Raw genomic sequence first — 15,425 nt, forward strand, 5'->3', positions numbered from 1 at the left:
AAACAATTTACTTATTTCGGCTTTTTATTGCTGACGTAGGCTGGCAATAAATGGTGCGAGCTGACGATTAAACTGGCTGCATTTTGTGGTTTCCGGCGTACTGTCCTGCTGGAGTTGTTGGTACATTTGCGTGCTGCGCTGACTCAGCGTGGCGTAATCAATATTATTCCATCCCCTTTTTTTACCGACATTCCATGCTGCGCGATCGATAGTTTCATCTGTCGGGAGATCGCTGCGGCTGCATTTGTTTTTCAGATAGCGCGCACCGGCCGCCACCGAGGAGAGCTGCTCCAGCTGGGCTTCATTGCTGACGGTGGGACTGAGCGTAGACGAACGGTTTTGCTGGCAACCTGCCAGCGCGCTAATCATCAGAAGCGGAAATATAATGGAAGTTCGCATAATATATTAAACAGGTCGGGTTAACTGGCTGACAGTTTAACAAATATTTCCAGGCTGTCATCAGGAAATATTATTATATATATTTGTTAAGGCGCTCTCACTTTTATCCCCGGATGGCTTAAAGTTTCGCTTTACTTCTTGTCGAATATTACCGGCTACAATCTGAATATAATATTTAGCGTCAACGCCATTTTTAGCGATCGGCAGCTCCCGGACGGTATGCCGCGATGATGCACTGTCTGTAATATTTTTATGTTATTAAAAAACATAATATTTTCGATTTTGTCATGCCATGGGGGCGTAAAATGCTGGTTAAGCCGGCCCCGGTTTAGTGCTATCCTGTGTGGCCTGGACTATTCGTGCTATGGCCCTAAATTTTCGTCAGGCGCTGTGCGTAACATGATGATTTATTTTATGAATAATGAAATTAAGGCTTAAGCTGGCATCATGACCACGCGCGCGCGACGCGCCGTGATACTGAGCAGGTTGCCTGCAGGGGTAAGAGCCCCCAGGCGTGAATTTGAGAGATATCTTCTTCCTCTCTCAAGAGGAAGCATTGAGAATCAGGCTTTTACGCCTGAAAGTTGCGGAGAGTAAGCATGGCGGGAGATGACCGCGAGCCTATCGGACGTAAGGGAAAAACCTCGCGTCCGGCAAAACAAAAAGTGACTCGTCGTCGGGTCCGGGATGAGGACTATGACGACGATTACGATGATGATTATGAGGACGAAGAGCCAATGCCAAAGAAAGCAAAGGGCAAAGGTAACAAGCCTCGCCGTAAACATACCTGGCTATGGCTGTTGTTCAAGCTGGGTATCGTCATGGCGGTGCTGGTTGCGGCTTATGGCGTCTATCTCGATCAGAAAATCCGTAGCCGCATCGACGGTAAAGTCTGGGAGCTTCCGGCAGCGGTGTATGGCCGGATGGTTAACCTCGAACCGGATATGCAGGTCAGCAAAAACGAGATGGTGCGTCTGCTGAATGCAACGCAGTATCGTCAGGTCAGTGCCATGACCCGCCCGGGTGAATATACCGTGCAGGCCAACAGCATTGAGATGATCCGCCGACCGTTTGATTTCCCTGACAGCAAAGAAGGGCAGGTACGCGCGCGTCTGACCTTTGACGGCGATCGCCTGGAAAAAATCGAGAATATGGAGAACAACCGCCAGTTCGGCTTCTTCCGTCTCGATCCGCGTCTGATCACCATGCTGCAGTCGGCTAACGGGGAGCAGCGCCTGTTCGTGAAGCGCAGCGGCTTCCCGGACCTGCTGGTGGATACGCTGCTGGCGACCGAAGACCGTCATTTCTATGAGCATGACGGGATTAGCCTGTACTCGATTGGTCGTGCGGTGCTGGCGAACCTGACCGCAGGACGGACGGTGCAAGGGGCAAGTACCCTGACCCAGCAGCTGGTCAAAAACTTGTTCCTCTCCAGCGAACGTTCTTACTGGCGTAAGGCCAACGAAGCCTATATGGCGCTGATCGTCGATGCCCGTTATAGCAAGGACCGCATCCTTGAACTGTATATGAACGAGGTCTACCTCGGTCAGAGCGGCGACAACGAAATCCGCGGTTTCCCGCTGGCGAGCCTTTATTACTTTGGTCGTCCGGTCGAAGAGCTGAGCCTCGATCAGCAGGCACTGCTGGTAGGGATGGTGAAAGGGGCGTCGATTTACAACCCGTGGCGTAACCCGAAGCTGGCGCTGGAACGACGCAATCTGGTCCTGCGTTTACTGCAGCAGCAGAATGTTATCGACCAGGAACTGTACGACATGCTGAGCGCTCGTCCGTTGGGCGTGCAGCCGCGTGGTGGGGTGATCTCTCCGCAGCCGGCCTTTATGCAGATGGTGCGTCAGGAGCTGCAGGCTAAACTGGGCGATAAGGTGAAAGATCTCTCCGGCGTGAAGATCTTTACCACCTTTGACTCGGTGGCGCAGGATGCGGCAGAAAAAGCAGCGATCGACGGTATTCCGGCCTTGAAAAAGCAGCGTAAGCTGCCGGATCTGGAAACCGCGATGGTGGTGGTTGACCGCTTTACCGGTGAAGTCCGGGCGATGGTCGGCGGTGCGGAGCCGCAGTTTGCCGGCTATAACCGTGCGATGCAGGCGCGTCGTTCGATCGGTTCTCTGGCGAAGCCGGCGACCTATCTGACGGCATTAAGCCAGCCGAATCAGTATCGTCTGAACACCTCGATTGCCGATGCGCCGATTACCATTCGTCTGCCAAATGGCCAGACCTGGTCTCCGCAGAACGACGATCGTCGTTTCAGCGGCCAGGTGATGCTGGTGGACGCGCTGACGCGCTCGATGAACGTCCCGACCGTGAATCTGGGGATGGCGCTGGGCTTACCGGCCATCACCGATACCTGGGTCAAACTGGGGGTACCGAAAGAGCAGCTTAATCCGGTACCGGCGATGATTCTGGGGGCGTTGAACCTGACGCCAATCGAAGTCGCCCAGGCGTTCCAGACGATCGCCAGCGGCGGTAACCGCGCGACGCTTTCAGCGCTGCGTTCGGTCATCGCGGAAGACGGCACCGTACTCTACCAGAGCTATCCGCAGGCAGAACGCGCGGTACCTGCTCAGGCGGCGTACATGACGCTGTGGACCATGCAGCAGGTTGTCCAGCGCGGGACCGGTCGTCAACTTGGCGCGAAGTATCCTGGCCTGCACCTGGCAGGGAAAACCGGGACCACCAACAATAACGTCGATACCTGGTTCGCCGGCATCGACGGAAGTCAGGTGACGATTACCTGGGTGGGACGCGATAACAACCAACCGACCAAGCTGTATGGTGCCAGTGGCGCAATGTCGATTTACCAGCGCTATCTGGCCAATCAGACGCCGACGCCGTTGGCGCTGACGGCACCGGAAGATGTGGTTGATATGGGTGTCGACAGCAGCGGTAACTTCCTGTGCAGCGGTGGGGTCCGTTCGCTTCCGGTCTGGACCACTACGCCGGATGCGCTGTGCCGCCAGGGCGAGCAGATGCAACAGCAGCAGCTGGAGCAACAGCAGCAGAACAATCCGTTTAATCAGTCCGGACAGCAGCAACAGCAGCAGCCGGCAACACAACAGCAGCAACAGCAGCCGCCGAAGCAGGAAAAGAGCGATGGTGTAGCGGGCTGGATTAAGGACATGTTCGGCAGCAACTGATTTCCCGTCTGACCAGGCCCTCTGATGCAAAAGTATCAGAGGGCTTTTTTATTTTCGCACATTAGTTAACAGTCACTTAACCCCACAATAACTGCCTGGTTATTATTTCATCCTTCGGTATTCAGAGCGGCCATATTGCTTGCCTTGTATTCGGCGTTTCGCCTATTATTGCATTGGTCATAATAATAATTCTCGTTTACGTTATCATTCACTTTCATCAGAGATATACCAATGGCGCGTCCAAAAACTGCTCAGCCAAATCACTCGCTGCGTAAAATCGCAGTCGTAGTAGCCACGGCGGTTAGCGGCATGTCTGTCTACGCACAGGCGGCGGTTGAACCGAATAAAGAAGAAACTATCACTGTTATCGCGGCACCTGCCGACCAGGAAAGTGCCTGGGGTCCGGCACCGACGATCGCGGCTAAGCGTTCAGCTACTGCCACCAAAACCGATACCCCAATCGAAAAAACACCGCAGTCTATCTCCGTTGTGACCCGTGCTGAGATGGATATGAAGCAGCCGACGACGGTAAAAGAAGCGCTGGCCTATACGCCGAGCGTGTTCTCCACCCGCGGCAGCTCCACCACCTATGATGTGGTGACCATCCGCGGCTTCACGACCTCATCCACGGTCAACACCAACCAGTATCTGGATGGCATGAAGCTGCAGGGTAATAACTACTCCGAAGTGTCGATGGACCCTTACTTCCTCGAGCGTGTGGAAGTGATGCGTGGGCCAACTTCTGTGCTGTATGGCAACAGTAACCCAGGCGGCATCGTCAGCATGGTGAGTAAGCGTCCGACCACTGAACCGCTGAAAGAAGTGCAGTTCAAAATGGGTACGGACAACCTATGGCAAACCGGCTTTGACTTCAGCGATGCCATCGATGATGCTGGCGTGTGGTCCTACCGCCTGACCGGTTTAGGTCGCAGTCAGGATGCGCAGCAGCAGATGGCAAAATCGACCCGCTACGCGGTCGCGCCGTCCTTCAGCTGGCGTCCGGATGATAAAACCGATTTCACCTTCCTGAGCAACTTCCAGAACGATCCGGATGCGGGTTACTACGGCTGGTTGCCTCGTGAAGGAACCGTGGTGCCGTATTACGACGCTAACGGCAACGCGCATAAACTGCCGACGGATTACAACGAAGGTGAGCAGGATAACAAGATGTCCCGCCGCCAGCAGATGGTCGGCTACAGCTTCTCACATCAGTTTGATGATACCTTCACGGTGCGTCAGAACCTGCGTTATACCGACGTGAATACCTTGTATCGCGCCGTCTACGGTAATGGCTATACGGCTCCGGGGCAGATCAACCGTGCCTACGTACGTTCTGATGAGCACCTCAATACCTTTACCGTCGATACTCAGCTGCAGTCTGACTTCGCGACCGGTGCGGTTAGCCATCAGTTACTGACCGGGGTTGACTACTCGCGCATGCGTAACGATGTGAATGCTGACTACGGTTCTGCCGATCCGATCAGCATGAGCAACCCGCAGTATGGCGATGCTAACGTCAACGTGAACTTCCCATATGCGGTGTTGAACCGTATGGAGCAGACCGGCCTGTACGCTCAGGATCAGATGCAATGGGACAAATGGGTAATGACCCTGGGCGGTCGTTACGATTACGCGATGGCTTCAACCCTGACGCGCTCTACTGGCGTTGAGGCCAAAAACCACGATCAGCAGTTTACCTGGCGTGGCGGCATTAACTATCTGTTCGACAACGGGATCTCTCCGTACTTTAGCTATAGTCAGTCTTTCGAACCTGTTTCCGGCTCTTCACGTGAAGGCGTCCCGTTCGATGCGTCCCGCGGCGAGCAGTATGAAGCGGGTGTGAAATACGTACCGAAAGATATGCCAGTGGTGGTTACCGCGGCGGTCTATCAGCTGACCAAAGATAAAAACCTGACGGCGGACCCTAACGATCCGTACGGCATTTATAGCATCCAGACGGGTGAAATTCGCTCGCGCGGCTTTGAGCTGGAAGCGAAAGCGGCGGTCAACGCCAATATCAACCTGACCGCAGCCTATAGCTATACCGATGCTGAATATACCGAAGATACCGTCTTTAAAGGCAAACGTCCGGCGGAAGTCCCGCGCAACATGGCATCGTTGTGGGCGGATTACACCTTCCACGAAACCGCGTTAAGTGGTCTGACGATTGGTGCCGGGGCGCGTTATGTTGGCTCTACGGTCAGCTACTACAAAAATGACACGGACTCCGGGAAGAAAAACGACTCCTTCAATGTGGCCGCCTACGGCCTGATGGATGCGACGGTGAAATATGATTTAGCGCGCTTTGGCATGCCAGGCTCGTCGGTGGGGATCAACGTCAACAACCTGTTCGATCGTGAATACGTTTCCAGCTGCTACAGCGAATACGCGTGCTACTGGGGCTCAGGTCGTCAGATCGTTGCGACCGGAACCTTCCGTTTCTAATCACTTAATGGGCGCGGTTCGCCGCGCCTTTCACCAGGTCGCCGCTATGCAGGAACAGACTCCGCACACCGATACCACGTTCTCACTGAACCGCGTCACCTTTCGCGTACCAGGCCGTACGCTGCTGCATCCTCTCTCCTTAACGTTCCCGGCAGGAAAAGTGACGGGCCTGATTGGCCATAACGGATCCGGCAAATCCACACTGTTGAAAATGCTGGGTCGCCATCAGCCGCCATCGGAAGGAGATGTGTTGCTGGACGGGCAACCGCTGGATAGCTGGAGCAGCAAAGCCTTTGCCCGCAAAGTCGCCTACTTACCGCAGCAGCTGCCGCCGGCAGAAGGGATGACGGTACGTGAGCTGGTGGCTATTGGTCGCTATCCGTGGCACGGCGCATTGGGGCGTTTCGGCAGCGCCGATCGGGAGAAAGTGGAAGAAGCGATTGCGCTGGTAGGTCTCAAACCGCTGGCGCACCGGCTGGTGGACAGCCTCTCTGGAGGCGAACGTCAACGTGCGTGGATTGCGATGCTGGTGGCCCAGGACAGCCGCTGTCTGTTGCTGGATGAACCCACCTCGGCGCTGGATATTGCCCATCAGGTTGATGTGCTCGCGCTGGTACACCGTCTGAGCCAGCAGCGCGGCTTAACGGTGATTGCGGTCCTGCATGATATTAATATGGCCGCCCGTTATTGCGATTATCTGGTCGCTCTACGCGGGGGGGAGATGATTGCCCAGGGCACGCCGGCGGAGCTGATGCGTAGCGAAACGCTGGAGCAAATTTACGGTATCCCTATGGGCATTCTGCCGCATCCGGCGGGCAACGCGCCGGTAAGTTTTGTGTATTGATGGACAAGACCGATTTCCTTACGCGTCGTCGCCTGTTGACGGCGATGGCCTTGTCGCCACTGCTGTGGCAGATGCGGCATGCGCAGGCTGCGGCGATCGACCCGCAGCGCATTGTAGCGCTGGAGTGGCTGCCGGCAGAGCTGTTGCTGGCGCTCGGCGTGACGCCGTACGGCGTTGCCGATATTCCGAACTATAACCTGTGGGTGAACGAGCCAGCATTACCTGCCTCGGTGATCGATGTCGGGCTGCGTACGGAGCCGAACCTTGAGCTGCTGACGCAGATGAAGCCGTCGTTTATCGTCTGGTCGGCAGGCTACGGGCCGTCATCGGAGAAGCTGGCGCGCATCGCTCCGGGACAAGGCTTCACCTTCAGTGATGGCAAACGCCCGCTGATGATGGCCCAGCAGTCCCTCAACGAAATGGCCGAACTGATCGGCCGACAGCAGGCGGCAAAACGCCATCTGGCGGAATTCGATGCGCTGATGGAGAATTTGCATCCCCGGTTTGCTCAGCGCGGCGATCGCCCGCTGCTGATGATCACCTTGCTTGATCCCCGCCACGTGCTGGTTTTCGGGCACAACTGCCTGTTCCAGGAGGTGCTCGATCGCTTTGACATTAAGAACGCCTGGCGCGGCGAGACCGCCTTCTGGGGGAGCGTCAGCGTCGGGATCGACCGGCTGGCCGCTTACAAAGACGCAGACGTTATCTGCTTTGACCATGGTAATCATGCCGAGATGACGCAACTGATGGCGACGCCGCTATGGCGGGCGATGCCGTTTGTGCGCGAAGGACGTTTCCAGCGTGTACCGGCGGTGTGGTTCTATGGTGCGACGTTGTCGGCGATGCATTTTGCCCGCGTGCTGGCGGATGCTCAGGGAGGTGCTGCGTGAGATCGCGAATTTCTCCTCTGACGGCGCTGCTGCTGGCGGTGCTGGTGATTGCCGCGTTTACCCTCAGCCTGTTCAATCTTCATGCCGCGTTGCCGCAAAGCCAGTGGTGGCAGGCGTTACGGCAGCCGGATATCGATAATATTGCCCAGATGCTGTTCCACTACAGCCTGCTGCCGAGGCTGGCGATATCGCTGCTGGTCGGCGCCGGTCTGGGGCTGGTCGGCGTATTGTTCCAGCAGGTGCTGCGCAATCCGCTGGCGGAACCGACGACGCTTGGGGTGGCCACCGGCGCTCAACTGGGGATGACGGTGACGACGCTCTGGGCGATCCCCGGCGTACTGGCATCGCAGTTTGCCGCGCTGGCCGGGGCCTGCCTGGTCGGGGCGCTGGTGTTCGGTGTCTCCTGGGGCAAGCGGCTGTCGCCGGTGACCCTGATTCTTGCCGGCCTGGTGGTCAGTCTTTACTGCGGAGCGCTGAATCAACTGATGGTGATTTTCCATCACGATCAGCTGCAGAGTATGTTCCTGTGGAGCACCGGTACGCTGACGCAAACCGACTGGAGCGTGGTGCAACGGCTGTGGCCGCAATTGCTCGGCGGTGCCATTTTAACCCTGTTGCTGTTGCGTCCGCTGACGCTGATGGGGCTGGATGATGGCGTGGCGCGTAACCTCGGGCTGGCGCTGTCGCTGGCGCGTCTGGCAACGCTGACGCTGGCGATTGTCATCAGTGCGCTGCTGGTGAATGCGGTGGGGATTATCGGTTTTATTGGCCTGTTTGCGCCGCTGCTGGCGAAAATGCTCGGCGCTCGTCGCCTGCTGTCGCGTCTGCTGCTGGCGGCGCTGATTGGCGCTCTCATTCTGTGGCTGTCGGACCAGATTATTCTGTGGCTGACCCGGGTGTGGATGGAAGTCTCTACCGGTTCGGTGACGGCGCTGATTGGCGCACCGTTACTGCTGTGGCTGTTGCCACGCTTGCGGAGCATCAGCGCGCCGGTGATGAACGTCGGTGACAAGGTGCTGGTGGAACGGCAAAACGTGCAGTGGTTTGCCCTCGGCGGCTTGCTGATTCTGCTGCTGGCGATCGTCGTTGCCCTGACTTTTGGCCGGGATGCTCAGAGCTGGCAGTGGGCGAGCGGTACGCTGCTGGATCAACTGATGCCGTGGCGCTGGCCGCGAGTATTTGCCGCGCTGTTCGCCGGAGTGATGCTGGCGGTCGCCGGCTGTATTATCCAGCGCCTGACCGGCAACCCGATGGCAAGCCCGGAAGTGCTGGGGATCAGCTCCGGCGCGGCGTTCGGGATTGTCATGATGCTGTTTTTCGTCCCTGGCAACGCGTTTGGCTGGCTGCTGCCCGCCGGGAGCCTCGGGGCGGCGGTGACGCTGCTGGTGATCCTGATTGCCGCCGGACGCGGTGGCTTCTCGCCGCACCGGATGTTGCTGGCGGGGATGGCGCTCAGCACCGCCTTCACCATGCTGTTAATGATGCTGCAGGCCAGCGGCGATCCGCGGATGGCGCAGATCCTGACGTGGATCTCCGGGTCGACCTACAGCGCTACGCCTGAGATGGTACTGCGCAGCGGTATCGCGATGGTCGTGCTGCTGGCGCTGGCGCCGCTGTGCCGACGCTGGATGACCATTCTACCGTTAGGCGGTGAAGCGGCGCGTGCGGTGGGCATGGCGCTGACCCCGTCACGCATTGGCCTGCTGATGTTGGCCGCGTGCCTGACGGCAACCGCTACGCTGACGATCGGCCCGTTGAGTTTTGTCGGCCTGATGGCGCCGCATATTGCGCGCATGATGGGATTCCGCCGCACGATGCCGCAGATGGTGGTGTCCGGATTGATTGGGGGTCTGCTGCTGGTCTTTGCCGACTGGTGCGGGCGGATGATGATGTTCCCGTATCAGATCCCGGCCGGTCTGCTGTCGACCTTTATCGGTGCGCCGTACTTTATCTATTTGCTGAGAAAGCAGAGTCGCTAAGAGATTCCCCCGGCGCCGGGTTTCGTGCGCCGGGGATAAAACACGATTACAGCTGCGCGAAGGCGCGGCGTGCGGCGGCGATGGTATCGTTGATATCTTCGACGCTGTGAGCCACGGACATAAAGCCCGCTTCAAACGCCGACGGCGCCAGATAGACCCCTTCTTCCAGCATCAGATGGAAGAAACGCTTAAAGCGCTCAACGTCGCATTTCAGCACATCCTGATAGCTGGTGACCGTTTCGGCATCGGTGAAGAAGATGCCGAACATCCCGCCTACGTTGTTGACCACCAGCGGAATACCCGCGTCGCGAGCCGCATCCAGCAGTCCTTGTGCCAGCTGGTTGGTCAAATCCGTCAGCGTTTCGTGAACGCCCGGCTGCGCCACTTCGCTTAAGCAGGCAAAGCCGGCGGCCATGGCAATTGGGTTACCGGAGAGGGTCCCGGCCTGATAAACCGGGCCGGTCGGGGCCAGGGCATCCATGACGTCGCGGCGGCCGCCAAATGCGCCGACCGGCATGCCGCCACCGATGATTTTGCCCAGGCAGGTCAGGTCAGGCACTACGTTGTAGTACGACTGCGCTCCCGCCAGTGCGACGCGGAAGCCGGTCATCACTTCATCGATAATCAGCAGCGCGCCAAATTCATCGCATAGTGCGCGCAGGCCCGGCAGGAACTCAGGCAGCGGCGGGATGCAGTTCATGTTGCCGGCAACCGGCTCCACGATAATGCAGGCAATCTCTTGCGGATACTGCTCGAACGCTGTGCGCACGGATGCCAGATCGTTGTAGGTACAGGTCAGGGTATGTTTGGCGAAATCGGCCGGTACGCCTGGAGAGTTCGGCTGACCCAGCGTCAGGGCGCCAGATCCCGCTTTAACCAGCAGGCAGTCGGCGTGGCCGTGGTAGCAGCCTTCAAATTTGATGATCTTATCGCGACCGGTAAAACCACGGGCCAGGCGAATAGCGCTCATTGTCGCTTCGGTGCCGGAGTTCACCATACGCACCATATCCATGGTCGGGACCAGTTCCGTCACCAGCTCCGCCATTTTGACTTCCATCTCGGTCGGGGCGCCGAAGCTCAGGCCGCGTTCTGCCGCTTCAATTACCGCGTTGCGAATCGCCGGATGGTTGTGGCCCAGCACCATCGGTCCCCAGGAGCCGACATAATCGATATAAGCTTTACCATCGACATCATACAGTCTGGCGCCGTCAGCGCGTTCGATAAACAGCGGGGTGCCACCAACGCCGCTAAAGGCGCGTACCGGCGAGTTCACGCCGCCGGGGATGAGTTCACGTGCGGCGCTATAGAGTGTTTCAGATTTGCTCATTGCGATGATCCTGGTTCGTGATAAATGTTTTGCTGGTTATTCTAAGTTATTCCAGGATAGTTATGAAAGTTTTGCCCAATTGAAACAAAGCGCAGCCGATGAAATTTTTCCGCGACGCGAGACGTGCGGAAGGCTAAAATATCCACCTCGTATTTGTATGACTATTGACGATAAGAGTATGAAACTAGCAGCCTCAACTTTTGAAGCAAAACAAATCGTGCGCTTGCGTCGTGGCGATATGGTCCGTCGATTAGTTCAGCGTGACAAGACGCCGCTGGCCGTATTATTGATGGCCGCGGTGGTCGGAACCCTGGCAGGGCTGGTGGGGGTCGCGTTTGAAAAGAGCGTCACCTGGGTGCAGAACATGCGTATCGGTACCCTGGTGCAGGTTGCCGATCATTGGTTTCTGATTTGGCCGCTGGCCTTTATTTTTTCGGCTCTGTTGGCCATGGTCGGCTATTTCCTGGTGCGGCGTTTCGCGCCGGAAGCGGGAGGCTCCGGGATTCCGGAGATCGAAGGGGCGCTGGAAGAGCTGCGTCCGGTCCGCTGGTGGCGCGTGCTGCCGGTCAAATTTATCGGCGGCATGGGAACCCTGGGCGCCGGGATGGTTCTGGGTCGCGAAGGGCCGACGGTACAGCTGGGCGGTAACGTCGGGCGAATGGTGCTGGATATCTTCCGCATGCGCAGTCCCGAAGCTCGCCATACGCTGTTGGCAACCGGGGCCGCGGCAGGTTTGTCCGCCGCCTTTAACGCGCCGCTAGCGGGGATCCTGTTCATTATTGAAGAGATGCGCCCGCAGTTCCGCTATAACCTGATTTCGATTAAAGCCGTCTTTACCGGCGTGATTATGTCGAGCATCGTATTTCGGGTGTTTAATGGCGAGTCGGCGCTCATCGAAGTCGGCAAGCTGAGTGATGCGCCGGTCAATACCCTGTGGCTGTACCTGATTCTGGGGATGATTTTTGGCTGCATCGGGCCGCTGTTTAACCGTCTGGTGTTGAGTACCCAGGATATGTTCCAGCGCTTCCATGGCGGCGACACGAAAAAATGGGTGCTGATCGGTGGCGCCATCGGTGGGCTGTGCGGCGTGCTCGGCCTGATTCAGCCGGCGGCGTCGGGAGGCGGATTTAACCTGATTCCTATCGCCGCGGCGGGTAATTTCTCCGTTGGCCTGCTGTTATTTATCTTTGTTGCCCGCGTGATTACCACGTTGCTGTGCTTCTCCTCCGGCGCTCCTGGCGGTATTTTTGCGCCGATGCTGGCGTTGGGGACTCTGTTGGGAACAGCCTTCGGTATGGCGGTTACGCCGCTGCTGCCGGCCTATCATCTGGATGCCGGGACCTTTGCGATTGCCGGTATGGGCGCGCTGCTGGCGGCTTCCATTCGTGCGCCGCTGACCGGCATCGTGCTGGTGCTGGAGATGACGGATAACTATCAGCTCATTTTGCCAATGATTATTACCTGTCTTGGCGCAACACTACTGGCGCAATTCCTTGGTGGTAAGCCTTTGTATTCCACTATCCTTGAACGAACCCTGGAAAAGCAGGCCGCGGAGCAAGCGGCGAAAGCGCAGCAGGTTGCCGGGGAGAATACTTGAACGATTTACCAGGGTATTAGATAATGGCTCAAAAGGTCGGGTTATTCTTTAACCGACCAGAAGTATCAATGGGAGCATAAAATGAGTGATGACATCGCGTTGCCGCTGGAGTTTACTGAAGCCGCAGCCAAAAAAGTAAAATTCCTGATTGCCGATGAAGACAACCCGAACCTGAAGCTGCGTGTTTATATCACCGGTGGCGGTTGCAGTGGTTTCCAGTACGGCTTCACCTTTGACGATCAGGTTAACGAAGGTGATATGACCATTGAAAAACAGGGCGTTGGCCTGGTGGTCGATCCGATGAGCCTGCAGTATCTGGTCGGTGGCGCCGTCGATTACACTGAAGGTCTGGAAGGCTCGCGGTTTATCGTGACCAACCCAAATGCCAAAAGCACCTGCGGCTGCGGGTCTTCATTCAGCGTCTGATCCCGGCGTCTGATTCTCGCCCCGGCACAGGTTGCTGCCGGGGGAGAATGTTCGCGTTTATCGTCCGTTCTCGTCGAGAGCAAATGTCGGCAGCTTCAGGTGCCAGCGGATAGCAGCAAGGCGAATGATCAACGTGACGCCCATCCCCATCATCGCTGCGTTTTCCAGCGGAACATGAAACGTATCATAAGCGGTAGCATGAACGATCCCACCAGCAATACAGGCCGTGGCATAGATTTCCGTACGTAGAATCATGGGAATTTCGCGGGCCAGCACGTCGCGAATGATCCCCCCGCCCACGCCGGTAACCACGCCCATACAGATCGCCACCAGCGGGCCACTGTGCGCCAGAAAGGCCTTATTCACGCCAATGCCCACAAACACCGCCAGGCCAACGGCATCCAGCACCGGCAGGATCCATTTCGGCAGGCGGCGCGGCTGACGGACCAGCAAAATAGTCATCATGCTGGTGACCATAGCGACCACCAGGTCGGTGGGGTCTTTGACCCAGAATACCGGGCCGTTGGCGAGGGCCATATCACGAATTGTGCCGCCACCCACGGCGGTCACCACGCCGAGCACCAGCACGCCAAAAGGGTCCATACGGAGTTTACCGGCCAGCAGTACGCCCGAGATTGCAAATACGGCGGTGCCAATAATATCCAGCCAATAGACAAGCATCGTCAGTTCTCGTTTCGCGCCCGGTTCCTTAGGCTATTTTATTCATCATGGTGAATCCGGCGGCGTCCGCCTACCGTACCGATAAGGCGTAATGCTGCCGGGATGACGCTGTTGTACTGCGTAAACGGTGCTATTTGACCTGTTCGAGCGCAGTGCAGAGCTGTTTAGCGGCGAGGATAATACGCGGGCTTGCGCGTTCAAACCAGTCGCCATGCACTGCAATTGGGGTAATTTTTAACTGATTATGCCAGTAACGCTCGACGTCGGGGAGACGGCTGTCGTCACCGGCGATAACAATCGCCTGGGGCTGCCTTGCCAGAACCTGTTCGCGACTGACCTGTGGCCAGGGGACGGTACTGGAGGCGAAAATATTCTCACCACCGCAGAGGGTCAGGACCTGATCCTGAATGGAGCCCCGGCTGCTGGTAAACAGCGGGTTGGAGCCAAACTGCATGAAGACGCGCTTCTTCGGCGTGTTGGCGTAGCGCGTTTTGAGGGCCTCGTAGTCTTCCTGCATTTGCCGGGCGGCTTCACGGGCTTTTTCCGGCTGCGGGCTCCACTGCGCCAGCTGGCGGATCGTTGCGATTATCTCTTCGATCGTCGAGGTATTGACCCACAGCACTTTGATGCCTAACGCTTGCAGCTGATTCACCTGCCGTTCCGCGTTGCCGCCGCGCCAGGCGAGGACCAGATCGGGCTTCAGCGCGACGATCCGTTCCAGATTCATCCCCTGCCAGCTGGCAACCTGTTCGATAGCGCTGGCCTGCGGTGGATAATCGGAATAGCTGCTGACGGCAACCGGGGTGATCCCGGCAGCAAAGGCCAGCTCGGTATTAGATGGTGACAGCGTGATGACCCGCGGCGCGGCGAGGAGCCACGCCGGGACAAGCAACAGCAGGGCGCTAAGCGCCAGGGTGAGCGACTTAGCCACGTGCCAGGTTCTGCACCAGTTTTTCCACCATCAGGGTGGACTGTTTCGCGGCGACGGCCAGGAACTCATCGAAACTCAGATGTGACTGCTGGTCGGCGACATCGGAAATGGCACGCACGACCACAAAGGGTACGCCGAAGTTATGGCAGACATGTGCAATGGCGGTGGCTTCCATCTCGACCGCGACGGCCTGCGGGAAGTTGTGACGAATTTTCGCCAGCCCGACGGAACCGTTAATGAAGGCGTCTCCGCTGACAATCAGGCCGCGTACCGCATTAAGGTTCAGTGCTTCGATGCAGGTCTGCGCGGCGGCGATGAGCTTATCGTCTGCTTTAAAGCCGGCCGGACAGCCCGGTAGCTGGCCATATTCGTAGCCAAATGCAGTGACGTCGGCATCGTGGTAGCGGGTTTCGTCGGAGATGACGATATCACCCACTTTCAGCGTTGGCGCGAGACCGCCTGCAGAACCGGTGTTGATGATGACGTCTGGCTTACAAATTTCCAGCAACAGCGCGGCACCCATGGCGGCTGCCACTTTGCCAATGCCTGATTTTAACAGCGCAACCTCGGTGCCGTTCAGCTGACCGGTGTAGATTTCGCTGCCGCCCAGTGTCAGGGTCTGGCGGTTTTCGATTTTGTCGCGCAGAAGGGTAACTTCTTCTTCCATAGCGCCAATAATGCCGATTTTCATAGATTTACTCGCGATGTGTCAGGTTTAGTTGCATAGTCTATCATGCACTCAGAAGGAAAC

The 15,425-nt window shown here is 57.4% G+C and carries 12 protein-coding genes; 7 read left to right on the top strand and 5 right to left on the bottom strand.

Annotated elements, in window-relative coordinates; translation table 11 throughout:
* Positions 1 to 24 precede the first annotated feature (24 nt).
* Positions 25 to 399 (bottom strand): type II secretion system pilot lipoprotein GspS, encoded by a 375-nt coding sequence (gspS, locus tag ACMYSO_RS18320; RefSeq protein ID WP_434666580.1) that lies wholly within the window; start codon positions 397 to 399, stop codon positions 25 to 27.
* 599 nt (positions 400 to 998) lie between these two features.
* Between gspS and mrcB the strand changes: the two genes are divergently transcribed.
* From mrcB to fhuB, 5 genes are all read left to right on the top strand, one after another.
* Positions 999 to 3,554, top strand: a complete 2,556-nt coding sequence (gene mrcB / locus ACMYSO_RS18325) for a bifunctional glycosyl transferase/transpeptidase (RefSeq protein WP_434666583.1) — start codon at positions 999 to 1,001, stop codon at positions 3,552 to 3,554.
* 231 nt (positions 3,555 to 3,785) lie between these two features.
* The gene (gene fhuA / locus ACMYSO_RS18330; RefSeq protein WP_434666586.1) at positions 3,786 to 5,999 is read left to right on the top strand and encodes a ferrichrome porin FhuA; all 2,214 of its coding nucleotides are present in this window, start codon (positions 3,786 to 3,788) and stop codon (positions 5,997 to 5,999) included.
* Between the two features lie 46 nt (positions 6,000 to 6,045).
* Positions 6,046 to 6,843, top strand: a complete 798-nt coding sequence (gene fhuC, locus ACMYSO_RS18335; protein ID WP_123757697.1) for a Fe3+-hydroxamate ABC transporter ATP-binding protein FhuC — start codon at positions 6,046 to 6,048, stop codon at positions 6,841 to 6,843.
* Positions 6,843 to 7,733, top strand: coding sequence for a Fe(3+)-hydroxamate ABC transporter substrate-binding protein FhuD (fhuD, locus tag ACMYSO_RS18340; protein ID WP_434666588.1), 891 nt, complete (start codon positions 6,843 to 6,845; stop codon positions 7,731 to 7,733). The genes fhuC and fhuD overlap by 1 nt, the downstream gene beginning before the upstream one ends.
* On the top strand, positions 7,730 to 9,712 hold the full coding sequence (gene fhuB / locus ACMYSO_RS18345; RefSeq protein WP_434666590.1) for a Fe(3+)-hydroxamate ABC transporter permease FhuB: 1,983 nt from the start codon (positions 7,730 to 7,732) through the stop codon (positions 9,710 to 9,712). The genes fhuD and fhuB overlap by 4 nt, the downstream gene beginning before the upstream one ends.
* 46 nt (positions 9,713 to 9,758) lie before the next feature.
* Here the strand turns inward: fhuB and hemL are convergent, their stop codons facing one another.
* Complete coding sequence (hemL, locus tag ACMYSO_RS18350) at positions 9,759 to 11,039, bottom strand: glutamate-1-semialdehyde 2,1-aminomutase (protein WP_434666592.1); 1,281 nt, start codon at positions 11,037 to 11,039, stop codon at positions 9,759 to 9,761.
* 178 nt (positions 11,040 to 11,217) lie between these two features.
* On the opposite strand from hemL, the gene clcA reads away from it, so the two are divergent.
* Positions 11,218 to 12,636 carry a H(+)/Cl(-) exchange transporter ClcA gene (clcA, locus tag ACMYSO_RS18355; protein WP_123757696.1) on the top strand — a complete coding sequence of 473 codons (1,419 nt, stop codon included), beginning with the start codon at positions 11,218 to 11,220 and terminating at the stop codon, positions 12,634 to 12,636.
* Positions 12,637 to 12,717: 81 nt separating this feature from the next.
* Complete coding sequence (gene erpA / locus ACMYSO_RS18360; protein ID WP_123757422.1) at positions 12,718 to 13,062, top strand: iron-sulfur cluster insertion protein ErpA; 345 nt, start codon at positions 12,718 to 12,720, stop codon at positions 13,060 to 13,062.
* Positions 13,063 to 13,119: 57 nt separating this feature from the next.
* On the opposite strand, the gene ACMYSO_RS18365 is transcribed toward erpA, so the two are convergent.
* The 3 genes from ACMYSO_RS18365 to mtnN form a co-directional block, all read right to left on the bottom strand.
* Positions 13,120 to 13,743 (bottom strand): TRIC cation channel family protein, encoded by a 624-nt coding sequence (locus tag ACMYSO_RS18365; RefSeq protein ID WP_123757421.1) that lies wholly within the window; start codon positions 13,741 to 13,743, stop codon positions 13,120 to 13,122.
* Between the two features lie 130 nt (positions 13,744 to 13,873).
* Entirely contained in the window at positions 13,874 to 14,674 is an 801-nt protein-coding gene (gene btuF, locus ACMYSO_RS18370; protein WP_434666596.1) for a vitamin B12 ABC transporter substrate-binding protein BtuF, read from the bottom strand.
* Positions 14,667 to 15,365: a 5'-methylthioadenosine/S-adenosylhomocysteine nucleosidase gene (gene mtnN / locus ACMYSO_RS18375; RefSeq protein ID WP_434666599.1), complete on the bottom strand. Its 699-nt coding sequence runs from the start codon at positions 15,363 to 15,365 to the stop codon at positions 14,667 to 14,669. The genes btuF and mtnN overlap by 8 nt, the downstream gene beginning before the upstream one ends.
* Positions 15,366 to 15,425: the final 60 nt, after the last annotated feature.

The sequence above is a fragment of the Klebsiella sp. B345 genome (assembly GCF_051131735.1).
Lineage (GTDB): Bacteria > Pseudomonadota > Gammaproteobacteria > Enterobacterales > Enterobacteriaceae > Klebsiella.

Bases quoted from the DNA above. Each gene is read 5' to 3' on its own strand.
- gspS (WP_434666580.1), bottom strand. From the start codon at position 399: ATGCGAACTTCCATTATATTTCCGCTTCTGATGATTAGCGCGCTGGCA.
- mrcB (WP_434666583.1), top strand. From the start codon at position 999: ATGGCGGGAGATGACCGCGAGCCTATCGGACGTAAGGGAAAAACCTCG.
- fhuA (WP_434666586.1), top strand. From the start codon at position 3,786: ATGGCGCGTCCAAAAACTGCTCAGCCAAATCACTCGCTGCGTAAAATC.
- fhuC (WP_123757697.1), top strand. From the start codon at position 6,046: ATGCAGGAACAGACTCCGCACACCGATACCACGTTCTCACTGAACCGC.
- fhuD (WP_434666588.1), top strand. From the start codon at position 6,843: ATGGACAAGACCGATTTCCTTACGCGTCGTCGCCTGTTGACGGCGATG.
- hemL (WP_434666592.1), bottom strand. From the start codon at position 11,039: ATGAGCAAATCTGAAACACTCTATAGCGCCGCACGTGAACTCATCCCC.
- clcA (WP_123757696.1), top strand. From the start codon at position 11,218: ATGAAACTAGCAGCCTCAACTTTTGAAGCAAAACAAATCGTGCGCTTG.
- erpA (WP_123757422.1), top strand. From the start codon at position 12,718: ATGAGTGATGACATCGCGTTGCCGCTGGAGTTTACTGAAGCCGCAGCC.
- ACMYSO_RS18365 (WP_123757421.1), bottom strand. From the start codon at position 13,743: ATGCTTGTCTATTGGCTGGATATTATTGGCACCGCCGTATTTGCAATC.
- mtnN (WP_434666599.1), bottom strand. From the start codon at position 15,365: ATGAAAATCGGCATTATTGGCGCTATGGAAGAAGAAGTTACCCTTCTG.